Raw genomic sequence first — 23,895 nt, 5'->3', positions numbered from 1 at the left:
AATTATGATCTTCCAAAAATATTTAAGTGAAATTGTTACTTAGATTTTGGCGGGTTGTTTGTGCTGCGATCGCCATTCCCCTCTTGTTTTTTAATCTTCTCTAATACAACTTTGTAATCTTGCCGCTCAGGGTGCAACTTCACCAACTTCTCCAAAGGTTCTATCGCACCTTTATAATCTTTCAATTGCAACCGCAGCAAAGACAATTTCTCTAAAGCAAGTTGGTTTTCTGGTTCCCGTTGTAAAACCAACTCGTAGCCCTGCGCCTGTTGCTGTAATCCTGACTCAGGAGAAGCAGACGCAGTTGCTGGCTTAGGTTGGGTAGCCTGTTGGATTGCTGGAACGACTGCAAATAACGTAGAACCAAAAAACGAGAACATCGACACTATCGTGAGAATCTTTTGTCGCCGCTGAATCTGCTTTTTGCGGTTAATTAGGTATTCTTCGTCTGAACCAGCCATGTCTCACATACTTGCTGCGGTAAACACTTAAGTATCAGCAAGCCTCCGTTCTGAGGATACCCATTTGCTCAACAGAAAATAACATCCGCGCTAAAAATTTTTTACACAAACTTCAAATGCTGACTCTGAAAACGAGACAACCTTATGGTAAACCTATGTTGTAGCAACAATTTTGCCATGCGTAGTTTACCGCCGTAGGCATCGCTCCTATACCTCAAAGCAAAACCCTACCCTGTGCCCTAACAGGTCTTATTCTCTAAACAAAACATAAAAATTATATAAAGATTTACAATTATTTCGCCTAAAGCCAGATGTTTGCGATAATCTAAATAACATTTAAATCAACAGAAAGAGTAGACCATTTCTACTCAATTGCAAATTTCCCAGTCGGTCAAAAACCTTCAAAGTAGCTCGTATCCTATAGCTAGTGCAACAAGCAAGCATATTTTTCTTAATTTAAACAAACAGAATTTTCCTAGTACTCCTCAGTCACACTACTTAGTGGAACTTCCCTGAGGACTAATTATTCTGCTCGGCGTCCACAATAGATATCTTACGAAAGGTAGTGTTGCACTGTTGCGGAAAAAAGGTAAACGTAAAGAGGAAAAACAAAAGGGGCAAAAGTTAAAGGAAAAAGGGTAAACATAAGCATCCCTTACTCCTTCTCCCAAAACTTTTGTCTGACTTCTGCGAAAAGTTTAAGGACTGCTTGGTAAAATTGGGATTTTCTGGTGGTAATTACCGTACAAAACCGAATTTATCAGTAACTTAGTAGAGTTTGTTATGGTATAGTTAAAAAGTTAAGACTAGCTTTACCAAATTAAACCACTCTACGGGCCGGCAACAATTGCAGAATGGGAAGCAGTTTTAATTAAGCATTTACCCACAAAATTCAGAATTCAATCGAGGTTATGACTCAGCAAGTGATTCACCCAATGGTGAAATTGCAGCGCAACGTGCAATCACTCATAGAATCGAATATTATCAAGCCAAGCGATAGCATCTGGAAAATCGCTCTGCTCTATGGTAATGAATGGCAGCACTGGAAACAAGAACTGCTTGACTTTGGCTTTAGTATGCAAGACCCAGTTAGTGAATTGCTCGCTGTAGAAACTTGGGATGAAGAGTAGGGAATAAAGCATAGAGAATAGGGCATAGGGAATAGAAATTGTTAATATTCATTACTCCCTAGACGCGATTAATAGCGTCTCTACATACTCCCGATTCTCTAAACTTTGCAGGAAGCTAAAGCCGCAGCCAATTCTTTTGCATTTTGATAGCGATCGCGTGGCAATGGTTCTGTAACCCGATCGATAACATCTCTTAATTGGGAACTAATGGTGGGAACTTTTGCCACATCAAACCTGAAGTTTCGCCCTCGTTGGCGGTAATACTTGAACGGGTTTTCGCCTGTGAGCAGAAAAATCAGCGTTGGCCCAATTGCATACAAATCAGATTGAGTCAAAGGTTGTCCTCTTTCTTGTTCGGGAGCGCAGTAACCTTCTGCACCAATTCGAGTACCGGGTGCTGTGCCAATTTCCTTAACTGCGCCAAAATCTAGCACCACTATACGATTTTCTGAACTTCGCACCATTAAATTGGCGGGTTTGATATCGCGGTGAATCAGTGGAGGCTCTTGGCTATGAAGATAGTCTAAAATATCACAGGTTTGGATCATCCAAGCGATCGCTTGGTTTGGTGTCACTGGGCCAGTGGTATAGACACGTTTCTCCAAATCTTGTCCGTGGATTAGTTCCATTGCCAAGTATTTTTTTCCGTTTTCTACAAAGAAGTCGTAATACTTGGGAATTCCAGGATGGTTAAGGGATTTGAGAGTATGCGCCTCTCGCTCAAATAGCTCTTGAGCTTTGACAATTTTTAGCATATCAGCATTCATTTGCTTCAACACCAGCAGTTGTGGCACACCCGCAATCACACCAGCCTCATCCCAAGCCAGATAGGTAGTACCCATACCTCCTTGTCCGAGAGTTCGCAACACCTGATAATGGCGAATTCTCTGTTGGACTGAGAGAGGTTGACCGCAGTGGATGCAAAACAGATTGTTTGGAGAATTGCCTTCGTGCGTGCAAGTAGAAGATAAATTTGCCAGATTTTTTGCTGAGTAAAGTGTCTCAGCGGCGTTTTTTTCTGTCCCTTGTATTTGTTGCTGCGATCGCAAACCAGTTTCCAGTACTGTTACCTGCTGAATTTGGAATTGCAATATTGGGCCTCCCTGTGCCAATTGCAAAAGGGAATTATCTGGTAACGGACTCTGAAGTACAAGGATACCGTTGAGAAAAGTCCCATTTGTACCCTGACTAATCAGCTGCCAAGCATCGCCATTGCTAGCATCACCGACTTTTCTTAGTTCTAGATGATGCCGCGAAACTAAACTATCATTTAAAACAACGTGATTATCTGCCGCTCGACCAATCCGAATTATGGAGGAGTTCTCAAAGCTCCACTGCTGGAGGGGCGTTTTCTGTTGCGGTTCTAACAGGGTCAGACTAACCACAATGTAACCTATAAGGTAAGAGGACTGAGTATTGGGGATTGGGGATTGGGGATTGGGGATTGGGTATTGGGTATAAAGAATTTTATCTTAGTCCCTAGTCCCCAGTCCCCCGTCCCCAGTCCCTTCTTTAACTTTCTAGATTTGGACGTACTTTTGCCCGAATAAGTATACCAGTAATATTGTCGTGACCGTTGTGTTGATTTGCCAAATCAATTAATTCTGTAACGCCCCGTTCTAAGTTAACACCAGAACTAAGTAAGGGTTCTAAGTGGGTCTGCCAATGAGTTTCTAGTAAATCATTGTCTGATAGACCGTCCGATGCCAACAGCAGAAGAGTGTCTTCGTTGATGTCGAAAAAGCCAACGTCGGGATTAATCGAGTTTTCATCACGAGGCCCCAAGGCTTGGGTAAGTTGGTAAGCATCTGGGCGGGCGTAAGCTATGCTTGCTTCCACTCCTCGATTTATTTCCCGTTGCCCAACTTCGTGATCTACTGTGACTTGTTCTAGCCCCTGCTTGCGCGTCAGGCGATAGAGACGGCTATCTCCCACATGAGCAACTGCTGCTTGAGTATCTTGAATTAAAAGCATGACTAAAGTTGTACCCATACGCCCAACTCCAGAACGGGCATCTTGTTGATTGAGCTTGTAAATCGCCTCATTAGCTAAATACACTGCCTCACGAATGCTATCTTCTGTTGGCAGCTGGTTGGCAATCCAGTGTTCTTGAAAGTATTCCCGTAGGGTGTTGACTGCTAACTCGCTGGCTATCTCGCCGCCAGCATGTCCACCCATACCATCACAAAGAATATACAAACCATGCCCTTCTAAAACTCGACTTTTAGGGAACTCCAGTTTCTGAATTTTGGTTTCGATGCCAAAGCAGTCCTCGTTATGATGACGTTGACGCCCCACATCTGTGCGTCCTGCATCTTCTAAGCTACTTAACTGCATCGCCAGCACCACAGTTGGCATATCATCAGTTTTGCTAATGATATCTTCTGACTCATCTGATTGCGGGATAGTGGACACAGCAGTATTGTTCTCCTTTATTGGGGGCAAAGTTGCAGTTCCTAATGCTTCCAGTTCAATAGAAATTTCCTCCAAACGCGATCGCAATTGGGCGATTGTCTGAATCTTACCTACCTCTAAATCCCCCAACATTTGGACTACGGAGCCAAATTGAGTCCGTTGCGATTGTCTAAATAGTGCTTGCCAAACCCTTCCCAAAGCTTGGATAGTTAACGGCTCCTCTGGAATGGCAGATGTTTGGCGAGGGATATCTTCTGACGACTCTGTGGCAGGCTGAGAATTCGCTGATTCCACATACAACCTTTGTAGTGCCAACGTTTGGTCTTCATCCAATCGCAAATTCGACAAATCTAAAAGGCTTTGACGACAATTTACTGGTTCCAATACTGCCCAAAGTTGGGTCATTTCATAACACCAGTGTAAAATTTTTAACGAACTGGTTGTTTCTTCTTGCCACAGGTCGAGTAAATACTGCCAATCCGAGCGGTTTTCGATTATTAATACCTGTATATCACCTTGCTGCCATGCGTCGTGAATCGACGGTATCCTCCGCTCACCTTGGGATTGTAAAGCAATATAAAGTTTAGCAAGGCGAGGAATCTCATTCGCTTCCACTGATGGTGTGAGCAAATCTGATTCCTGATTTTCTAGGATTGCCTCAATCGGTGATATTTGATACGGCTGACAGTCTAGAACTCTCACACCCACATCAGTAATAATGGCAGTTTCCGTTTGCGTAGGTAGCGCATCTAATAATTGATAGCGTTCTTGGGAGTCTAAATAGGAGCCTAATGTAATTTGAGTAGGAGATACAGGAGATGAGGAAGGTATTGCTTGTTCATCTCCCTCACCTCCCACATCTTTGACATCCCCTTCTCCTCTCAAAGCTTCCCCAGTCGTTTCTTTAGCAATAATTGCCCAAAACACTGTTCCACATTCTGCGTCACAGTTATGACAACGTAATACATTCACAGGTACATCATCGGTACCGCATTCAGGACAAACCTTGTGAGTCAGGGATGTGCCACAGTTTTGACAGAATTTGTTGCTATTGGGGTTTTCAAATTTACACTGAGGGCAAATCAGCATAGTGGAAGTTCCTTTATTCCCATTCGTTCCAAGGTGCTTCTAGCCACTAACATCCAAGGTGCCACAATTGGCTGTCCCTGACTACAGTAGATTGTAGTTGATCAATGAATTTTAGTGGCAGTATTAATTGTGACGCATATTAGATAAATATTTCATATATTGGCAGCTAATTCCTTGGAAATGGGGAATGGGGACTGGGGACTGGGGACTGGGGACTGGGGACTGGAACTGGGGACTGGGGACTGGAACTGGGGACTGGGAACTGGGGACTGGGGACTGAGGACTGGGGACTGGGGACTGGGGACTAGAGACTGGGGACTAGGAAATAATTTTTCTACTATCCAATCTCCAATGCCCAATGCCCAATGCCCAATGCCCAATCCCCAATGCCCAATGCCCAATCCCCAATGCCCAATTATCAAGAGTCTGGCAATTGTGGAGGTTCAGCGTCAAACCATTTTTGATAAATTTGCTTGTAAGTGCCATTGGATAACAAAGTTGCTAAACCTTTGTTAATTGCATCCAAATGTGGTGAATCCTTGGGCGTCGCAATCCCGTAGTATTCTTGGGTGAGCAAATCCGCAACAACTCTAATGCCTTTGAGTTTGCCGTTTTTAATCGCATACAAAGTAGCGAAAGCATCGCTAACCACAGCATCAACGTTGCCATTGAGTAAGTCTTGGAAAAATTCTGGCCCAGAATTAAAAGTACTAATTTTGGCGTTGGGGATGGTTTTGGCAAAATCTGCCCCAGTGGAACCAATTTGGACAGCAATTTTTTTACCTTTGAGACTTTTTAAGTCTTTAATATTTTGATTGTCTTCGCGGACAGCGATCGCAAGTCCGGCTTTAAAATAAGGTCGTGAAAAAGCAATTGTTTTCAGGCGTTCGGCGGTAATTGTGATTCCACTAATTGCTGCATCAACTCTTTTAGCTTGCAAAGTTGAGATCGTGCCATCAAAGGGCAGACTTTCAAACTGGATTGCAAAACCTGCTACTTTAGCGATGCCTGCGGCGGGCGACGCCAACGCATTCATCAAATCAATATCAAAACCTTCTAACTTACCGTCAGCTGTTTGAAATTCAAAAGGGACAAAGGTGGGGTCTGTGGCGACCTTGAGAATTTTAACATCTGGGTTAGTAGTGGGATATAAACTTTGACAGGCAATAATTAGTAGTAGGCAGCCTAAGCTTAGAATTAGCTGCTGCCACTTGAAGTTAATTAATTTCACCATAGTAATTTTGTTCTAGCAACCAATTTTTACGATACTTGTCAAGATGTTATAAGAAAGAATACATACGTATGACTTTTTGCTAATTGCCTTTGTGTGTGTTCTATATTCTGACTCTCAATTTTTAATCGCTTATGGCTTCTACCACTTCTGCTTACCAAATTGCTGATTTGTTCGCCGAAAGAGCTAGAAATCTGACACCACCAACTTACGGCACTGAGTTAACCAAAATCATCACCGTCAGCTTTGCCTATGGTCTGGCTGACCCAATTCTCTTTCCTCATGCTGATTTGTCTGCTGCAAGTGCTGCTGTACTGGCAGAAGAAGCTCCGCTCGCTCTCAATTACGGGCCACCTTCAGCCCAACTTTATGAACAAATAATCCTCCGCTTGCAGGCTCAAGGAATCCCTGCCGATCGCGATCGCGTCATTATTGGCTACGGTTCCAGTCAGATTTTGGGCTTGCTACCAGATGTGTTTGTCGAACGTGGTGATGTGGTAATTGTGGAAGGGCCAACCTTCTTAGAAGTAGTTAATAGATTTGTCCAGGCTGGCGCCCGCCTGATTACTATTCCTGTAGATGAGATGGGAATGGATGTAGATGCGTTAGAAGAAACTTTAAGCGACTTGAAAAAACGGGGGATTCGACCCAGGTTTATTTACACTATCCCTACTTTTCATAATCCCACAGGCTCTACTATGCCGTTATCTCGTCGCCAAAAACTGGTAGCATTAGCGGCTGAGTATGGCGTGTTGGTGGTGGAAGACGATGCCTATAGCGATTTGCGCTTCCAAGGTGAAGTTGTACCATCCTTGGCAAGCCTTGACAAGGATGGGTGGGTGTTATACGTGAATACCTTCTCGAAAATCATTGCGCCTGGTATCCGGCTAGGCTGGGCTTGTGGCGATCCAGCAATTATTGAGCGGTTGGCAATGTTCAAAAGTGAAGGGCCTGTGGGGCCGTTTGTCAGCCATGTGGTTGGTCGCTACTGTGCTACAGGCAAACTAGATTATCACATTCAGGAGCTAATCGTCTGGTACAAACATAAGTGTAATTTGTTGTTAGAAGCGATCGCTCAGGAGTTTCCCAGTGATGTAGTTGCTTTGCGACCAGGTGGTGGCTTTTTTGTGTGGTGTAAATTGCCGCCAGACATCAGCGCCGAAGCACTCCTAACTGCTGCCAATGAACACGGTATCAGTTTTCTCCCAGGAACTCGCTGCTACGCCAATGGACAGGGAGATGATGCCATCAGGTTAGCTTTTAGCTTTCAACCAACTAAAAAGATTGTCGAGGGAATCGCTACCTTGGGAGCAGTGCTACGTGGATGGCAGCGATGATCGTACCAATTTTAGATTTTGTGGGAAGTCTTACAAGACGCCTTCGCGTTCGCTTTAGCGTCTCTGAAAGAGAAGCATCTCGTTCGCTCTTAGCGTCTCGTAGAGAAGAGAAGATCGCCGAGAATTCGTAGAGTGTGCGTAAGTCCTATGATAATTGAAGCGTTTATTTTCTAATAGAATCCTAAAATCAAGGTTTTTGGTAAAAGTTTTCTACTCAGAACTAGCCCTTTCAAGATGACTCAGCATTTTTTGGGAATTTATTTAACTGCATTAGTCGCAGATAACACAAAAAATCAGAAAAATTCTTGTCCAAAAATTTTATCAGTCTTGAAAGGGCTAATTTTGAATCTTTAAAAAATTTGCTCCAAGCGCTGAAAATCGCGCTGGACTTCATACCAGAGACTTTTATTATGAGGGTCTGTTTTCAAAGCTTTTTTAAGATAAATTCTGGCTTTGAGTAGTTGTTTTTCGGAAATTAGCGCCCGTCCCCAAATTTGATAGGCGATCGCTAACCATTGACGAACTTCTGCATCTGTTGACAAACGATCTGCTAAAGCTTCCGCCAGGGCGATCGCTTGCGGAAATCGTTTTTCTTGCAAAAATCGCTGCAATTGCTCATAAGTCTTCCACTTCAGCCGTTCTTCTATTTCCAACAGATTAGGCGGCTTTGGTTTCCCTGATTCTTGACTTGTCACCGTTGTTACTGGTGTTTTCTGCCTATGCGTTGCCTTAGCGTCATCACGCCCACCAGATGTTGATACCTGAGTTGAATGTGCCACAGTTTCCTCTGGTAGTACCACTGTCATCAGGAGTTTGTACGCTTCTGTCAAGGCAATAAACTTATCTTTGGCTTTGTTGTCATCTGGGTTGATATCGGGATGATATTGCTGCGCCAGTCGTCGGTAAGACGCTTTGATGTCAGCAAAAGAAGCTCCCGATCTTAAACCTAGTAAACGGTAGCAATCTCCAAGATCCATCTTGAGCTATCAGCTATCGAATATTTAGCTATTGGCTATTATCTGTCAGTATCAGCTTCAAGCCCGGACTATTAATGATAAGGGCTAATTTTCTATTTTAAAGTTCAATGTTGACAGTTTGTTTATAAAAGGGCATTGGGCATTGGGCATGGGGCATGGGGCATGGGGCATTGGGCATTGGGGAATTAATTATTCTTCCTTGTTCCTCTGCTCCTCTGCTCCTCTGCTCCTCTGCTCCCCTGCCCCCTACCTCCCTACTAACCAGCTACTACAGAGGTTCGTTCTTCAATCACACGGTCAATTAAACCGTATTCTTTTGCCTCTTCGGCAGACATGAAAAAGTCACGATCCATATCTTTTTCAATTTTTTCTATGGTCTGACCTGTTTTATCAGCATAAATGCCATTGAGCTGGTGACGAATCCGCAGAATCTCTCTAGCTTCAATTTCGATATCGGTTGCTTGTCCACGGGTACCACCTGAAGGCTGGTGAATCATAATCCGTGAGTGAGGCAATGCTAGGCGTTTGCCTTTGGTGCCAGCAGCCAGCAGGAAAGACCCCATTGAAGCAGCTAAACCCACGCAAATAGTCACTACATCTGATTTTATATGTTGCATGGTGTCAAAAATAGCCATGCCAGATGTAACCATTCCACCGGGAGAATTGATGTATAAATAAATGTCTTTACCTGGATCGTCTGAGTCCAGATACAGCATTACAGCGATAATTTGATTGGCAATTTCATCATCAATATCACGCCCCAAGAATATAATCCGTTCTCGGTAAAGGCGATCGTAGATGCTAATCCAATCTGTATATTGTCCACCGGGCATCCGGTAAGGAACTTTAGGAACGCCTATAGGCATAATTTACTCCGTTTTTAATTAGTCAGTCATTAGTCATTGGTCATTGGTCATTGGTCAATTGGTTGTTAACATTAATAATTTTTGGTTATTAACATAAGGACAAAGGACGAATGACAAAGGACAAAAGATAAATTAAAGAACACTGGCAGGAAGTGGAGGATTGGCGAGTTCTTCTTTCTCAAAAACCCGGTCAATTAAACCGTATTCCTTCGCTTCATAGGGTGTTAAATATAACAACCGATCCATGTCTTTAGTAATTTTTTCTGGAGCCTGTCCAGTGGTGCGATGTAAGATATCAACTAAGGCCCCTTTATTTACCAAAACTTCCCTGGCGCGAATTTGAATATCCGTTGCTTGACCTTGGGCGTAGCTCTTGGGCTGATGCAGGATAATCGAGGAGTGAGGTAAACTAGCGCGGCAACCTTTTGTACCAGCACTGAGAAGCATCGCTGACATACCCATCGCAGAACCTACGCAGATGGTATGGATAGGAGGCTTGATATATTTCATGGTGTCATAGATGGCGAAGGCTTCGGTTTCAAAGCCAATGGGTTCGCCACTGTAACCGGAAGTGCCGGTGGAGTTGATATAGATTTTAATCGGTTTTTCGGGGTCGTCGGATTGCAAAAACAGCAATTGAGCCACGATCAATTCCGTGACAGCAGGCACCAGTGGCATCCCAATATAGACGATTCGCTCCTTCAATAAGAGGGAAGGTAAATCTGGCGGTGGTGTCCGGTAAAAGTTATCGCCGTAATATGGGGCTTGAACAGCCTTGATTGGGGAATTGTCCATAGCAACTGATCGCTTGAAACTATGCCGTTAACTGTAATACATCCTAGCGCGATGCTCACCTTCCTTAAGGTGCGGATTTCTCCCTAATGCTAAAGGTGGCTTCGCATCTGCCAATGCTTGGCTTCTAAGATATTCTGATTATATTAATGTATTTGTGTTGGATAAGTTTTCCGTAGAGCTAAAGTGGTGCTTTGAAGTTATTTTTTAGTATGTATATCCTGAATAGGGACTCTGAGTTATGAAGGTTAATTTGCAGCCTGCCTTGAATGATGGTAATTTGGACGCAAATCAACTGAACAGTCAACGTCAGTTGGGAATTTCGATTTCGGCGATCGCAGAGACTCAAGACCGCCATGTACCCCTGAATTTGTGTTTAATTCTCGATCATAGTGGTTCGATGAATGGGCGATCGCTAGAAACGGTGAAAAAAGCCGCGAATCGTCTGGTAGATAGACTCAACCCTGGCGATCGCCTCAGTGTGGTAGTTTTCGATCACCGTGCCAAAGTCTTAGTAGCCAATCAAAGTGTCGAAAATCCAGAGAAAATCAAACAGCAAATCAATCGCCTCGCCGCCGATGGGGGAACTGCGATTGATGAAGGGTTGCGTTTGGGGATTGAGGAGTTGGCGAAGGGCAAAAAAGATACTGTTTCCCAAGCTTTTTTATTAACCGACGGTGAAAATGAACACGGTGATAACAATCGCTGTTTGAAATTCGCTCAATTGGCTGCTAGCTATAATTTAACTTTAAATACTTTGGGATTTGGTGACAACTGGAACCAAGATGTTTTAGAAAAAATTGCCGATGCTGGCTTAGGTACTTTATCTTATATTCAAAAACCCGAACAGGCAGCTGAAGAGTTTAATCGCCTGTTCAGCCGCGTTCAAACAGTGGGATTGACTAATGCTTATCTGTTATTCTCCCTGATGCCCAATGTCCGGCTAGCGGAACTTAAACCCATCGCCCAAGTTTCCCCAGACACAATCGAGTTACCGCTGCAACAAGAAGCTGATGGACGTTTCGCTGTGCGGTTGGGAGATTTAATGAAAGATGCAGAACGGGTAATCTTAGCTAATATTTATTTGGGACAATTGCCAACAGGTGAACAAGCGATCGCTAATGTGCAAGTCCGCTACGACGATCCAGCCGCTAACAAAGTAGGTTTAGTTACACCAAATATCCCAGTTTATGCCCATGTAGTCAAAAATTACCAAGCAGACCCGAATCCCCAGGTGCAACAGTCTATTTTGGCATTAGCGAAGTATCGCCAAACCCAGCTAGCCGAGACGAAATTACAACAGGGCGATCGCTCTGGTGCGGCGACAATGTTACAAACGGCTGCGAAAACTGCACTGCAAATGGGAGATACTAGTGCAGCGACAGTGTTGCAAACTTCTGCCACCCAGCTACAATCTGGTGGAGATTTATCTGAAAGCGATCGCAAGAAAACCAGAATTGTCTCCAAAACAGTTTTGCAAGATACTCCTCCCCAGTAAACTCAAGTTTAGATGAAAGTTAAATTGCTCTCGGCGTTAAATGACAATAATGTTGATCTGGCTCAAACAAGTAGCCAACGTCAATTGGCAATTACAATTTCGGCAATCGCTGGTGAGTCCGATCGAAATCTTCCCCTTAATCTCTGCTTGATTTTGGATAAAAGTGGTTCCATGCATGGACATCCAATTAAAATGGCGATCCAGGCGGTGGAAGGTTTAATCGATCGGTTGAAAGTAGGCGATCGCATCTCGGTTGTAGCTTTTTCTGGCACTGCGGAAGTCATTATCCCCAACCAAGCGATTGAAGACCCCGAAAGCATCAAATCTCAAATAAAAAGCAAACTGACCGCTAGCGGCGGTACTGCGATCGCTGATGGTTTGGAATTGGGAATTACAGAACTGATGAAGGGCACAAGAGGCGCTGTTTCTCAGGCGTTTCTGCTGACGGATGGGCATGGTGAAAGCGGTTTGCGGATTTGGAAGTGGGATATAGGGCGAGATGACAATAAACGCTGTCTGAAACTGGCGCAAAAGGCTGTCAAACTTAACCTAACTATCAACACTTTCGGATTTGGCAATAGCTGGAATCAAGATATGCTAGAAAACATTGCCGATGTCGGTGGTGGAACTCTAGCTTATATTGAACGTCCCGAACAAGCTGTGGAGCAATTTAGCCGACTATTTGGACGGATTCAATCGATTGGGCTAACTAATGCTTACTTGCTGTTATCTTTAGTACCCAATGTCCGATTAGCAGAATTGAAACCCATTGCTCAAGTTGCCCCAGACACAATCGAGTTACCAGTGGAAACTGAAGCTGACGGTGGCTTTGCTGTGCGTTTGGGAGATTTGATGCAGGATGTAGAACGCGTAGTTTTGGCGAACATTTATCTGGGACAATTGCCAGAAGGGAAGCAAGCGATCGGGCATCTGCAAATTCGTTATGATGACCCGTTGGTTAACGAACAAGGCTTACTTTCGCCCTTGATGCCAGTGTATGCAGATGTAGTGCAGGCGTATCAACCGACATCTAATCCCCAGGTGCAACATTCTATTTTAGCATTAGCGAAGTATCGCCAAACCCAGTTAGCCGAAGCGAAATTGCAACAAGGCGATCGCACTGGTGCAGCCACAATGTTGCAAACGGCTGCTAAAACCGCTTTACAAATAGGAGATAAAGGTGCAGCAACAGTATTGCAAACTTCCGCTACTCGCTTGCAAGCTGGGGAAAAACTTTCTGAAGCTGACTTGAAGAAAACTAGGATTGTATCAAAGACTGTTTTACAGGAATAGTAATTCAGCCTTGCTAATTAACGGTATGAAAGTTTCGCGCTAAAGCGCAAAGCGAGAAAAAATATTTTATTCCTCAATTGAGCAACAAAGTAGTCGCATATTCCTAACTTATTAATTAACAACCAGCGAAGAGTTTGACTTATGCTGATCCAGAAGATTGTCCAAGAATTGCAAGATATCCCTGAAGACAAACTAGCAGAAATTTATGACCTAATTCACTACTTTCGGCTAGGTTTAAGTCAAGAAGGTACACAACCTCTTGCGGTGAGCGAAGTCGAACCGCGCACCCCTGGTTTATTGAAAGGACAACTCGGTGATGCTTTCTTTGAACCATTACCAGAAGATGAACTCCAGCAATGGGAATGAGCTACCTCATCGACACTCATATCCTTCTGTGGTGGCTCTTTGACGACCCAAAACTTCACACTGACTGCCGAGAGATCATTCGCAACCCAAATCATCGCATCATTGTTAGCAGTGCTTCCGCTTGGGAAATTGCCACCAAATACCAGATGGGTAAACTACCCGAAGCCAAACAACTCGTTGAGCAATATTTACAGATATTGCATCAGGCTAAATTTATCGAACTTGCCATCACCACAGCCCATGCGCTCAGAGCAGGAAGCCTACCGATCGCCCACCGAGATCCCTTTGATCGTATTATCATGGCTCAAGCTGAACTTGAAAGTTTAGTTGTCATCACCTACGATAAAGCCTTCCAGACTGGACTGATTCAGGTAATTCCCGACCTCAAGTAAAGCCAAGTATCGCCAAGCCCAGTTAGCCGAGGCGAAATTGCAACAAGGCGATCGCACTGGTGCAGCGACAATGCTACAAACAGCAGCTAAAACCGCTTTACAAATCGGAGATAAAGGTGCAGCGACAGTATTGCAAACTTCTGCCACTCGCTTGCAAGCTGGGGAAGAACTTTCGGAAGCAGACCTGAAGAAAACTAGGATTGTATCAAAGACTGTTTTACAGGAATAGTAAAAATTCAGCGTTGCTGATTAACGGTGAGCGTGTAGAGTATTTTCAATTTAAAAATGGGCATATTAAATTCTAGTAGATATCCAGAAAAAATCCGTTTAAATAACTAGTTAGCTAGCAATGGCAAGCAGGTCAGCACATGAAGTTGTACGACAGAGACTACACGATACTCACCTCTGACGAAGAAGCAGAATTCCGCTCACTTAAAGAGCAGGAGGTCGTTACCCCCCAATTTAGAAAGTCGCTTTTTCATAAGTACCCTAAAGCTGCACGCCACTATATCAGCCTGTTTCCAAACAACTACATGGACATTGTTGATCTTCAAGATCGTGTAGGACTCAATAATAAACTTGCTTGCTTCAAACAATTGCTTGAGTCCGAAGATGTCAATGAACGCAGTATTTTAAAATTCATTAGCGAACATCGCGCCTACTTTATCATTGGCTCACTTCTTAGTAAGTATTTTCATTTTGGTCACCACGCAACTTATCTTTTCCCTGAGTTTCAGCTCGGCAGTTCTTATCGAACCGACTACTTAATTATTGGTCAGAGTTCAGGCGGCCATGAGTTTGTCTTTGTTGAACTTGAAGCGCCTAAAGGCAGGATCGCGATTGCTGAGGGCGACCTTGGAGAAGTGTTTCGCAAAGGCATAAAGCAATTACGTGACTGGCGACGTTGGCTGGATAGTTATTATTCTTCGCTGAAAGAGACATTTGATAAATCAAGACGAGCTGACGTTGCACTGCCTGATGAGTTTGTTACGATGGATAGGTCACGATTCCATTTCGTCGTCATTGCTGGCAAACGTAGTGACTTCAGCAAAACCAAAGATATGTACGAAATTCGACGCGAAGAACGCATGAACAAAAACATCTTGCTGTTACATTACGACAACCTTATTGACACTGCTACTGATGTAATCGGTAGACAAACTTACTGAATGCTGGCTAACAAGTCGATAAAGGAGATGGTTAAAAGACTATCCCAAAGGTTAGATATCAGACAATAACGGTAAACGACGCATACGAATACGGCTTGGCTCAACTGTAACGGCTGCTCCTTGTTCCAAATCCTCTTCACACTCAGCGATTACCGTCAGCAACAAATTTGCTAATGCTTGAGAACCTAACCTTTCAATCCGAATACGAATGACTGAAGGAGTAGTTGCTTCATCAAGTGCTAGCAATGTATGAAAATCTGCATCGAGTGTAGCAACAACACGTCTCTCTTCTCTAACTTTCTGGATGATTTCTGCATCTTCAGCTTCAGACATCCCAATTTCACCCAGATAGATAGTGTCGATACCTGCATCACGTAGCAATGCTGCCGCAGAGAGTGGTAATTCCCGATTAAGCAACAGTTTCATAGCGGTTAGGTAGTTCAATGATGCGATCGTCCAAGTAAGACGATGCAAAAATTAAGGCTTGCTGAATATCTTCATCTTCTAATTCAGGAAACTCCTGGTGCAGTTCTTCTCGATTAGGGTAGGTAGCTAATAACTCAATCACCCGACGAACGGTAAGACGAAGATTACGAATAGAGGGCTGTCCATTCATGCGATTGGGATTGCTAGTGATGCGATCTAATTTCATGGAAGTAACCCTATCTCCTGACGAAAATCATCGTTGTATATTGCTTCATACCAAAATGTAGCAGTTCTGATCTGATCTACAGTAATAAATATTGCTCTAAGTAGATCAGCGTCTTTAAGGCTGATGGCATTAAGGTTTGCATTTTCCAGATTAGCACTTTGCGAAAGCCCTGAACTTGCAAAGACTGGCAAAACTCTGCTAAAAGTGCTACAGGTAAATGATTAGTAGCTTGAAAAGTACACATGAAAACCACTGGTATTCATCATGTAGCGATTATTTGTTCTGACTACGATCGCTCCAAAGCATTTTATGTCGAAACTTTAGGCTTTCCGATTATTCAAGAGACTTTTCGCGCCGCCAGAAATTCTTATAAATTAGATTTAAAAGTTGCAGAAAATACTCAAATCGAACTATTCTCTTTCCCAAATCCTCCAGAACGACCTAGTAAGCCAGAGTCTTGTGGTTTAAGACATCTTGCTTTTCAAGTTGATGATGTAGAAGAAACTGTTTTTTATTTAAAATCAAAAGGGTTAGAGGTAGAAAATATCAGAGTTGATGAAATTACAGGTAAAAAGTATACTTTCTTTAAAGACCCAGACAATTTACCATTAGAAATTTATGAGCGTTAAAATTACTGCTAACAGGCAAAATTATTATCACTATAGATAATGAAGCGATTGCACCACTGTAATTGTCAATCTCCTGAAATCAAGTTATTTTGATTCTAAGTCAACTTTACGGCATAAAATTTATTTGGTTGTTTGGAGGGCAGTAAATACTTCTACCAAAAGAATCGCCAGTTTCAGCATCCCTTACTTCCACAAGTTTAGCGTTATCAGTACAGACACTTCTACCTCTAGACATTCTCAACTCACCTTGGACAAAACCAGTCACTATCCACACCATTCAGTTGTTGGAAATCGATGATTTGTATTCTCCTATTTTGGCTGCAAATTCTTCGTATGTTGTAAGTTTTGCTTCTGTTATTTGCATCTTACTAGACTTTTTAATAGCGCTTTCACTCGTTATCAAACGGCTTGCTGGTAAGCTATTATTTGCACGATATATTCGTAGTTTTGAGTTAAATGGTATTGGTTGATTGACTGGCTTTTTTGTCTGTAATGGTTTAGCTGTGACTGTCTGCACTAGCAATAAATTAGTGGTGTTAGCAAATAGAAAAGCAGATAATGAAGTTATTGTAAAAATATTAACTTTAGTGCAAATGCGCTTCATAATGCTCAGAATTTTAACAACTTCCTACCACTTTAGGCGATCGCTCCCATGAGTGATTGCATCATCACGCAACTCTATTCTGTCAGAACATCAAGTTTAGCTAGTTTTTTTAAGCTTTTTTCTGGGTTGCCAGTTGCGCCCATTGGTTTAAATCTGGTATATTCCCAGTCAAAAAACTCAAAAGCGATCGCTAGTAGATAAATATCTGCAATATCCAGCCAAAGAACCCAGGATAATGAATCATAATTAATCTCTATAGCTTTGAGTTATCAGCCATCAGCCACCAGTTACCAGCCGGAAGCTGAGATGCGGAATACTCAAGGCTTTTGATTCAACTTAACGAATTGACTATGAATTCTGAACAAATCAAAAATTCTCTAAATATTTCGCCAGCGATACGTGTAGGAGTACTGGGTTTTGGCGGACTCGGACAAGCAGCCGCCAAGGTAGTTGCTGGCAAACAAGAAATGATTTTAGTCGCAGCAGCAGATCAAAAAGGTTACGCTTATGCTGCTGAAGGTTTAAATACTGAAAAATCCGTTGCAACCTATCAGTCCCAAGGTTCGGTGGGTTATTTAGAGCCAATTGGTACATTAACAAATCAAAGTATTCAGGATTTAATCGAAATAGCTGAAGTAGATGGGTATTTTTTGGCTTTACCCAACCTACCTAATGACTTTATTCCCAATGTCGCCAAGGAATTTATCAAATCTGGTTGGCGTGGGGTACTAGTAGATGCAATCAAACGCACCACTGCTGTAGAACAACTCCTAGCGATGAAAGAGGAACTGCAAGCCGCCGGGATTACCTACATGACAGGATGCGGTGCTACACCTGGACTATTAACAGCAGCAGCAGCTTTAGCCGCCCAAAGTTACGCCGAAATTCATCAAGTTGAAATTACCTTTGGGGTAGGAATTGCTAACTGGGAAGCTTACCGCGCCACTGTTCGTGAAGATATAGGTCACATGCCTGGTTACACAGTAGAAGCTGCTAGGGCGATGACTGACGCAGAAGTAGAAGCCTTACTAGATAAAACTAATGGCGTGCTGACCTTGAAAAATATGGAACACGCTGATGATGTGATGTTAGAAGTAGCCGGGATAGTAGGGCGCGATCGCGTTACGGTTGGTGGTGTAGTCGATACCCGCAATCCCAAAAAGCCTCTCAGCACCAATGTAAAGGTAACAGGACGTACCTTTGAAGGAAAGATTTCTACCCATACATTTACTCTGGGAGATGAAACCAGCATGGCAGCCAATGTCTGCGGCCCTGCTTTCGGCTATCTAAAAGCTGGTAGACAATTGCACCAACGCGGCATCTATGGAATATTCACAGCTGCCGAAATTATGCCCCAATTTGTTAGGTAAATAGGAAATGGGGCATGGGGCATGGGGCATAGGGCATGGGGCATGGAGAGCAGGGGAGCAGGGGAGATGAGGGGGACAATGAGGACAAGGGGTAATTATTGAACAAGTCTCTCTTTTATCTCCCCCCTCTTCCTTGTCTACCTTGTCTCTTCTCGATGCCCAATGCCCAATTCCCAATGCCCAATGCCCAATGTCCAATTCCCAATTCCCAATTCTTATAATGGTATTTTAGTGCTGATAAATCGGAGGTAAGTGCGATCGCTACGGTACACTGGCAGGAACGAGTTGGTAATCAAAGAGATTGGATTTGGCGTGGCTGGCAAACTCGCTACACTTACATTCGTCCTAGCCAAAGTCACCCCAATACAACACCGCTAATTTTGTTACATGGCTTTGGCGCTTCCATTGGTCATTGGCGACATAATTTAGAGGTGTTGGGTGAGCATCACACAGTTTACGCCATAGATATGTTGGGTTTTGGTGCTTCTGAAAAAGCCGCAGCTAATTACAGCATCGAACTCTGGGTTGAGCAAGTTTACGATTTCTGGAAAACATTTATCCGTCAACCAGCAATATTAATAGGCAATTCCAACGGTTCACTGATATCTATGGCCGCCGCCGCCGCCCACCCCGATATGGTGCTGGGTATGGTGATGATGAGTTTACCAGACCCGTCATTAGAACAAGAAGCAATTCCTCTTGTGCTGCGCCCACTTGTCACAGCAATTAAAAATGTTGTTGCTTCGCCGTTGATACTTAAACCTGTGTTTAACTTCGTGCGCCGTCCTGGGGTGCTGCGTCGCTGGGCACGTCTTGCATACGCTAACCCAGAAGCGATTACCGATGAACTGATCGAAATTTTAGCAGGGCCTCCCCAAGACCGGGGTTCTGCGAGGGCATTTAGTGCTTTATTCAAAGCGGCGATCGGAATTAACTTTAGCCCCAGTGTCAAGACAGTATTACCAACCTTAACAATTCCGATGCTTTTAATTTGGGGACAAAAAGATCGGTTTGTGCCGCCAGCCCTAGCTAGCCAATTTGCCCAGTATAACGAGAAGTTGGAACTGCTAAATCTGGAAGACGTAGGGCATTGTCCCCATGATGAATGTCCAGAACAAGTTAACCAAGCGATTTTAGATTGGATTGAGAGAGGAGTTAGGAGTTAGGAGTTAGGAATTAGGAGTTTGAATTCTTCCCCTGCTCCCTCATCTCCCTCATCTCCCTCAAGCTTCTGCCTTCTTGCACCTAGCCAATCGTTGCTTGGTTAGTGTCAACATCTGTAGCACCATTTACAGAACGCGCCACAGAAACCATTTTGTTGAGAATTTCTTGACTGGGAACTTTACCTTTCAACACTACAGTGCTACCCGTCTGAGCCACCCAAAGGGTATTAACATCGTCGAGTTGGGGATCTTCATCAAATGCCAACGCTACCCGCTTTGCTAAACCACTTTGATCGTATTCCCCGCTTAATCCCAGACGTTCTGGGGGTATTGATTGCGTAGCACTAGCAACATCACTACTAGGAGCTTGCTGTATAGCCTGTGGAGCCGGATTTACTTCTGCATTTTGAGGTTTTTCCATGCCAAACAATCTTTGTAGCCAACCCATAAAAACTTTTCTCCTATTAGAAACCGATCAAATCTGAGTATAAAAGGTTTGCAACAAATGCTGCATCTGCCAACAAAAAGATATACATTCAATCAAATTCTTGCTTGCAGTAGGATTTCTAAACAATTTCTCGATTGGAAATGCAATGAGTGCAGCTCTTAAGTTTACAATAGGAGGTCGCACTGAAAATTTAGTGCGGTAGTAGGTCTAGCGTTGCCCTTTGCTAGTGTCTGCGTTACTCAATTCCTGCTCTAGCCTCTATTGGCGAAGATGAAACATACCCTTTCAGTTCTCGTAGAAGATGAGGCGGGTGTTCTTTCCCGCATATCTGGTTTATTTGCGCGTCGCGGCTTTAATATTGAAAGCCTTGCTGTTGGCCCTGCTGAACAAGGAGGAGTCTCCCGAATTACAATGGTTGTCCCTGGTGACGATCGCGTGATCGAGCAACTCACTAAGCAACTGTACAAGTTAGTCAATGTCTTAAAAGTCCAGGATATTACCGAAACTCCTTGTGTCGAGCGGGAATTGATGCTTTTGAAGGTGAATGCTAGTACCAGCAATCGCTCAGAAGTGATCGAATTGTCTCAGATTTTCCGGGCGCGAGTCGTGGATGTGGCGGAAGATTCTCTCACTTTAGAAGTTGTGGGAGATCCAGGTAAACTGGTAGCGATCGTGCAAGTATTACAAAAATTTGGTTTGAAAGAAATCGCCCGTACTGGCAAAATTGCCCTAACTCGTGAGTCAGGCGTGAATACTGAGTTACTCAAATCTTTGGAAGCAAAGGTTTAGTTGCGAATTTAAATCAAGACTCAGAAATACTCAAACGCAGCAGAAGTCATAGTGGCAATTGTTACTATGACTTCTATTTAGGGACTAGCAAAAAAGAAATATTCAACTACCCACGAACCGCATAGTTTAGAATTTATGTACAACTTTATGTACATTAACTAATGCTGTTTTACAAAATCACATCCCCAACCGATGCGAGAAATGACTTTTTTAAGTTATTAGAGCTGGTAGTAGAAAATCATCAGGTGTATATGATCAACCGTCGTGATGGTGAAAATGTAGCCTTGATTGCTGAATCAGATTTAGTGAGTTTACTTGAGACGGTTTATCTTTTGCGATCGCCTGCTAATGCGCGTCGTTTACTGGATGCAATAGAGGAGTCGAAAACAGGTAACATCCAATCTCAAACGCTAGCAGAACTTCAGCAGGAGTTGGGGATTGAGCAAGAAGAAAAAAAAAGCCGAACCTATTGAAATTAAACCAGTTATTGTTAATCGCAATCCTGGTTTTAGTTCTCAATTTAAAGAAGATTTAGCTTGGTGGTTTAAGCAGGATTTTCAGAAAGCATCGAAAATGTTAGATTTGGTTACGGCTGTAATGCAAGACCCCTTTGAGGGGATTGGTAAACCAGAACCATTAAAATATATGGATGCAGATATTTGGTCGCGGCGAATTGATTTAGAACATCGGCTTGTATATCGGGTGGGAAACACTCAGATTGATTTTTTAGCTTATCGGTATCATTACGAATAAGGGCTGATTAACTACCTTTCAATTTTGGCGATTGCTTCTTCTGGTGAGACATTACCATAAATCACAGACATAATCCCTGGCAAGTATTCATCCATCATCGTCACGTTGGCGTAAACCACCCGTTGAATAAGTGCAAAACTGAGTCTGTCACCTTCAACATCAATACTAGTTTTGTAGCTAATTTCGCCATCGGTAAAATCTAACTCAAAATTGCCGATCATCATGCCAGAATTAGCTCTAGTTAAAAACTCTGCTACAGCCAGCCGCTTATTTTCTGGTGAATTGACTGGACAAATTGAATAAAAAACGAATTGATTTTGTTCGCTTCTGGCTCTAGCGTAACAATTCCATTTGCCATTTTCGCCTTGGAACAATATTTGTAAAGCTGGCTGTCCTGGAAGTTGTACAAAGGGCCAATCATCAGCTTGGAAAAAATTGATTATTTCTTCAAAAATACTACCATCTGTAGAATCTGAGGGCAAATCTGCCTCTATTTTTTGTGTTATTTCATCTTGGTTAATATCAGCAAATTCAGTCAAAAATTTATCGATCCTTTCTAGCATTTTTGCAGATGCTTTCTGAGTTTTTACAGATAAATTAGCTTCAGTCCAATCTTTAAAAAAGTTGACAATACCTTCAGCAATTCCTTCACCGTTCGTGCTTGTTTGAGCTAGTTTTTCTGGACTAATATAAGACCAAAAAGTACGATAGCCGATTTCGCCTGATTCTTGTTGCTGTTTAACAGATAAACCTAACCAACTTTCGGTGGAAAGGATTTGATTATCAGGTTGTTCTTGACTTAAATTCAGGATATATTTTGCCGTTGCATCAATATTGACAGCGTGTTCTGCTAGTAGTGGTAATAAATCGGGTTTCAGACTGGTTTCGATGGTGATGTCTGGTTCGCGGAGAAATTTGTCAGATGATAGAGGGTTACGCACAGCTGGTTTAAGATTGAATAAAGCGGTGGTATCGATGCGTTGGTAGAGTTGTGGGTTGACTTGGAAGGTGAGACGACACACAATGAGTTCGTTGTTTTGTTTGGTGAGAGTGAGTGCGATCGCGCGAACGGTTAAGGGAGATTGGCAGGAGTCGTGTAGGGTTAAGTCGGTGTTGATTTGATGATCATCTGTTTTAGCGATCGCGTACATATATGGTTATTTGACAATTAATGATTTTGCTGTAATAATTCAGCATCTAATTAGTAGCGATTGTAATGTCTGGTTCTCTTAGGAATTAGCCAGATGATAGGGGGTTATGCCCATCTGATTTGAGATTGAATCAGGTGGCAGTGTCAATAGTTACCACTTTTGAAAGTCCACTCTACTTGTTGTAGAGGTTAGCCAGGTTTTCAAGAATCTCACTAATTTCTTCCCATTCATGTTGTGTCGCAAGGTAGCGTGCTGCATCCACTACAGATATTAGAGCTTCGCCCTGGAAATTGTAAGACCAGAATGCAGCGCTGATCAGAGCATCAAAGGCGCGTGCTGGTTCACCCGATTCATCTAAGTTTTTGGCTGCTTCAACATGAGCCAAACCATTATATGTTTTGCCCTCGTTAGCTAAAGTTATTGTCGCTGTCCAAATCGGATCGCGTTTCCATTCTTGCAATACCGAATCCTGCTGTTTTACCAGAATCTGCGCCGCCTTAGCTACCCTTAAATCAGCATTACCACCGAGTTTGAAGATATGTTCAATTGTGCGGGAGGTGCTTGTATCTATAGAAGCAGGAAGTTTAGCAACCTCCCAAGCTGCAAGTTGCTGTTCTTCAATATTTTTCTTCAACTGGTTACTGATCTGTAGCGCTACAACTGCTGCTGCATTTCTCCAAGTACCAAGCCGATCGGGAAGCGGAATAGCTACTACCTGCTTAGTTATTGCTTGATGCAGGTATTTTCGATATAGTAGGTGTTGCGGATTTGAGTCTAAACGCTCCAAACTTTCACACGCAGCTTCCTGAACAACTGCTGCATTGTCGCTTTGTGGATATAATTTGTCATCGAAGATGACTGACTCCAGCCCTTCGAGATGATCCTCTCCACCCATTGCAACATGGAGTTCGATCAGTTCGTCCTTTACCTCCGGCCACAACTCACGTAGAGATTCCTTCCCACGGCGTAATTTATACAACTTATATCTATAAATGAGCATTGGTAGGGCCGTACTTAAAGAAGTAGATACAGTAACAATTTGGTTTTGAGAGCAGACAACTACAGGACTCTGCGCTAAGACTTTACCAGGTAAAAGGCGAATACCAACTATCTCCTTGCCAAAGGTATCTGTAAAAGGAAGAACTCTGGCGAAAGGAAGTACACTCCACGTACCTTGATTAACCAAACTGATACGCTGCTCTGGTTGGATATTAAAGTCTATTTTAGTTGCTTTGCGGGTACTTTCGCTCAAGTTGAATGTTGAGGGATCAAAAGAACAGGTTAAGGAAAGCCGAGTCATGTCGATGTCTGCTCCTTTTG

General features: G+C 43.1%; 27 protein-coding genes and 1 pseudogene. 14 read left to right on the top strand and 14 right to left on the bottom strand.

Annotated features, from left to right (window positions below):
- Positions 1-35: 35 nt before the first annotated feature.
- Positions 36-461 (bottom strand): tetratricopeptide repeat protein, encoded by a 426-nt coding sequence (locus RMY64_RS08080; protein ID WP_322670444.1) that lies wholly within the window; start codon positions 459-461, stop codon positions 36-38.
- 911 nt (positions 462-1,372) lie between these two features.
- On the opposite strand from RMY64_RS08080, the gene RMY64_RS08075 reads away from it, so the two are divergent.
- A complete protein-coding gene (locus RMY64_RS08075; protein WP_012407469.1) occupies positions 1,373-1,591 on the top strand; it encodes a DUF4327 family protein in 219 nt (72 codons plus the stop codon).
- A 98-nt stretch (positions 1,592-1,689) separates the two neighbouring features.
- Here the strand turns inward: RMY64_RS08075 and RMY64_RS08070 are convergent, their stop codons facing one another.
- The 3 genes from RMY64_RS08070 to RMY64_RS08060 form a co-directional block, all read right to left on the bottom strand.
- Positions 1,690-2,976: a protein kinase domain-containing protein gene (locus tag RMY64_RS08070; RefSeq protein WP_322699785.1), complete on the bottom strand. Its 1,287-nt coding sequence runs from the start codon at positions 2,974-2,976 to the stop codon at positions 1,690-1,692.
- Between the two features lie 127 nt (positions 2,977-3,103).
- Positions 3,104-5,095, bottom strand: coding sequence for a serine/threonine phosphatase (locus RMY64_RS08065; RefSeq protein WP_322670446.1), 1,992 nt, complete (start codon positions 5,093-5,095; stop codon positions 3,104-3,106).
- 418 nt (positions 5,096-5,513) lie between these two features.
- Positions 5,514-6,329, bottom strand: coding sequence for a basic amino acid ABC transporter substrate-binding protein (locus RMY64_RS08060; protein WP_322670447.1), 816 nt, complete (start codon positions 6,327-6,329; stop codon positions 5,514-5,516).
- A 131-nt stretch (positions 6,330-6,460) separates the two neighbouring features.
- Here RMY64_RS08060 and RMY64_RS08055 point away from each other — a divergent pair, with 131 nt between their 5' ends.
- Positions 6,461-7,663, top strand: coding sequence for a PLP-dependent aminotransferase family protein (locus RMY64_RS08055; RefSeq protein ID WP_322670448.1), 1,203 nt, complete (start codon positions 6,461-6,463; stop codon positions 7,661-7,663).
- A gap of 350 nt (positions 7,664-8,013) precedes the next feature.
- Here RMY64_RS08055 and RMY64_RS08050 read toward each other — a convergent pair whose 3' ends face one another.
- From RMY64_RS08050 to RMY64_RS08040, 3 genes are all read right to left on the bottom strand, one after another.
- Complete coding sequence (locus tag RMY64_RS08050) at positions 8,014-8,640, bottom strand: J domain-containing protein (RefSeq protein WP_322670449.1); 627 nt, start codon at positions 8,638-8,640, stop codon at positions 8,014-8,016.
- A 257-nt stretch (positions 8,641-8,897) separates the two neighbouring features.
- A complete protein-coding gene (locus tag RMY64_RS08045; RefSeq protein WP_322670450.1) occupies positions 8,898-9,506 on the bottom strand; it encodes an ATP-dependent Clp protease proteolytic subunit in 609 nt (202 codons plus the stop codon).
- 132 nt (positions 9,507-9,638) lie between these two features.
- Entirely contained in the window at positions 9,639-10,301 is a 663-nt protein-coding gene (locus tag RMY64_RS08040) for an ATP-dependent Clp protease proteolytic subunit (protein WP_322670451.1), read from the bottom strand.
- A gap of 238 nt (positions 10,302-10,539) precedes the next feature.
- Here RMY64_RS08040 and RMY64_RS08035 point away from each other — a divergent pair, with 238 nt between their 5' ends.
- The 6 genes and pseudogenes from RMY64_RS08035 (at position 10,540) to RMY64_RS08010 (ending at position 15,016) form a co-directional block, all read left to right on the top strand.
- The gene (locus RMY64_RS08035; RefSeq protein ID WP_322670452.1) at positions 10,540-11,796 is read left to right on the top strand and encodes a VWA domain-containing protein; all 1,257 of its coding nucleotides are present in this window, start codon (positions 10,540-10,542) and stop codon (positions 11,794-11,796) included.
- Positions 11,797-11,808: 12 nt separating this feature from the next.
- Complete coding sequence (locus RMY64_RS08030; RefSeq protein WP_322699784.1) at positions 11,809-13,089, top strand: VWA domain-containing protein; 1,281 nt, start codon at positions 11,809-11,811, stop codon at positions 13,087-13,089.
- Positions 13,090-13,230: 141 nt separating this feature from the next.
- Complete coding sequence (locus RMY64_RS08025) at positions 13,231-13,455, top strand: hypothetical protein (RefSeq protein ID WP_322684549.1); 225 nt, start codon at positions 13,231-13,233, stop codon at positions 13,453-13,455.
- Positions 13,452-13,847, top strand: a complete 396-nt coding sequence (locus tag RMY64_RS08020) for a type II toxin-antitoxin system VapC family toxin (protein WP_322699783.1) — start codon at positions 13,452-13,454, stop codon at positions 13,845-13,847. Before RMY64_RS08025 ends, RMY64_RS08020 begins: the two co-directional genes overlap by 4 nt.
- Before the next feature lies 1 nt (position 13,848).
- A pseudogene (locus RMY64_RS08015) lies at positions 13,849-14,076 on the top strand (hypothetical protein); the annotation flags it as partial.
- A gap of 139 nt (positions 14,077-14,215) precedes the next feature.
- Positions 14,216-15,016 carry a Shedu anti-phage system protein SduA domain-containing protein gene (locus tag RMY64_RS08010; RefSeq protein WP_322699782.1) on the top strand — a complete coding sequence of 267 codons (801 nt, stop codon included), beginning with the start codon at positions 14,216-14,218 and terminating at the stop codon, positions 15,014-15,016.
- Between the two features lie 51 nt (positions 15,017-15,067).
- Here RMY64_RS08010 and RMY64_RS08005 read toward each other — a convergent pair whose 3' ends face one another.
- The 3 genes from RMY64_RS08005 to RMY64_RS07995 all read right to left on the bottom strand — a co-directional run bounded on the left by RMY64_RS08005 (position 15,068) and on the right by RMY64_RS07995 (position 15,912).
- Complete coding sequence (locus tag RMY64_RS08005; RefSeq protein ID WP_322699781.1) at positions 15,068-15,442, bottom strand: DUF5615 family PIN-like protein; 375 nt, start codon at positions 15,440-15,442, stop codon at positions 15,068-15,070.
- Entirely contained in the window at positions 15,426-15,668 is a 243-nt protein-coding gene (locus RMY64_RS08000; protein WP_322699780.1) for a DUF433 domain-containing protein, read from the bottom strand. The genes RMY64_RS08005 and RMY64_RS08000 overlap by 17 nt, the downstream gene beginning before the upstream one ends.
- A 76-nt stretch (positions 15,669-15,744) precedes the next feature.
- Positions 15,745-15,912 (bottom strand): hypothetical protein, encoded by a 168-nt coding sequence (locus tag RMY64_RS07995; RefSeq protein WP_322699779.1) that lies wholly within the window; start codon positions 15,910-15,912, stop codon positions 15,745-15,747.
- On the opposite strand from RMY64_RS07995, the gene RMY64_RS07990 reads away from it, so the two are divergent.
- Positions 15,911-16,297 carry a VOC family protein gene (locus RMY64_RS07990; protein WP_322692170.1) on the top strand — a complete coding sequence of 129 codons (387 nt, stop codon included), beginning with the start codon at positions 15,911-15,913 and terminating at the stop codon, positions 16,295-16,297. The two genes, RMY64_RS07995 and RMY64_RS07990, sit on opposite strands and share 2 nt — an antisense overlap.
- A 277-nt stretch (positions 16,298-16,574) precedes the next feature.
- Here RMY64_RS07990 and RMY64_RS07985 read toward each other — a convergent pair whose 3' ends face one another.
- Positions 16,575-16,901 (bottom strand): hypothetical protein, encoded by a 327-nt coding sequence (locus RMY64_RS07985; RefSeq protein WP_322699778.1) that lies wholly within the window; start codon positions 16,899-16,901, stop codon positions 16,575-16,577.
- 350 nt (positions 16,902-17,251) lie between these two features.
- Between RMY64_RS07985 and bioU the strand changes: the two genes are divergently transcribed.
- Complete coding sequence (gene bioU, locus RMY64_RS07980; RefSeq protein ID WP_322699777.1) at positions 17,252-18,271, top strand: (S)-8-amino-7-oxononanoate synthase BioU; 1,020 nt, start codon at positions 17,252-17,254, stop codon at positions 18,269-18,271.
- Positions 18,272-18,528: 257 nt separating this feature from the next.
- Positions 18,529-19,437 carry an alpha/beta fold hydrolase gene (locus RMY64_RS07975; RefSeq protein ID WP_322670528.1) on the top strand — a complete coding sequence of 303 codons (909 nt, stop codon included), beginning with the start codon at positions 18,529-18,531 and terminating at the stop codon, positions 19,435-19,437.
- A gap of 79 nt (positions 19,438-19,516) precedes the next feature.
- Here the strand turns inward: RMY64_RS07975 and RMY64_RS07970 are convergent, their stop codons facing one another.
- Complete coding sequence (locus RMY64_RS07970) at positions 19,517-19,882, bottom strand: BON domain-containing protein (protein WP_322670464.1); 366 nt, start codon at positions 19,880-19,882, stop codon at positions 19,517-19,519.
- Positions 19,883-20,152: 270 nt separating this feature from the next.
- Between RMY64_RS07970 and ilvN the strand changes: the two genes are divergently transcribed.
- From ilvN to RMY64_RS07955, 3 genes are all read left to right on the top strand, one after another.
- Positions 20,153-20,671 (top strand): acetolactate synthase small subunit, encoded by a 519-nt coding sequence (gene ilvN / locus RMY64_RS07965; RefSeq protein WP_322670465.1) that lies wholly within the window; start codon positions 20,153-20,155, stop codon positions 20,669-20,671.
- Positions 20,672-20,832: 161 nt separating this feature from the next.
- Positions 20,833-21,144: a type II toxin-antitoxin system Phd/YefM family antitoxin gene (locus RMY64_RS07960; RefSeq protein WP_322670529.1), complete on the top strand. Its 312-nt coding sequence runs from the start codon at positions 20,833-20,835 to the stop codon at positions 21,142-21,144.
- A complete protein-coding gene (locus RMY64_RS07955; RefSeq protein ID WP_322670466.1) occupies positions 21,110-21,424 on the top strand; it encodes a Txe/YoeB family addiction module toxin in 315 nt (104 codons plus the stop codon). Before RMY64_RS07960 ends, RMY64_RS07955 begins: the two co-directional genes overlap by 35 nt.
- A gap of 11 nt (positions 21,425-21,435) precedes the next feature.
- Here RMY64_RS07955 and RMY64_RS07950 read toward each other — a convergent pair whose 3' ends face one another.
- Both RMY64_RS07950 and RMY64_RS07945 read right to left on the bottom strand, forming a co-directional pair.
- Entirely contained in the window at positions 21,436-22,575 is a 1,140-nt protein-coding gene (locus tag RMY64_RS07950) for a YbjN domain-containing protein (RefSeq protein WP_322670467.1), read from the bottom strand.
- Between the two features lie 172 nt (positions 22,576-22,747).
- Positions 22,748-23,875, bottom strand: a complete 1,128-nt coding sequence (locus tag RMY64_RS07945; RefSeq protein ID WP_322670468.1) for a hypothetical protein — start codon at positions 23,873-23,875, stop codon at positions 22,748-22,750.
- Positions 23,876-23,895: the final 20 nt, after the last annotated feature.

This window comes from Nostoc sp. DedQUE08, from assembly GCF_034530895.1.
In the GTDB taxonomy this organism is placed as follows: Bacteria; Cyanobacteriota; Cyanobacteriia; order Cyanobacteriales; family Nostocaceae; genus Nostoc.
This window is presented reverse-complemented; position numbering and strand designations above follow the sequence as displayed.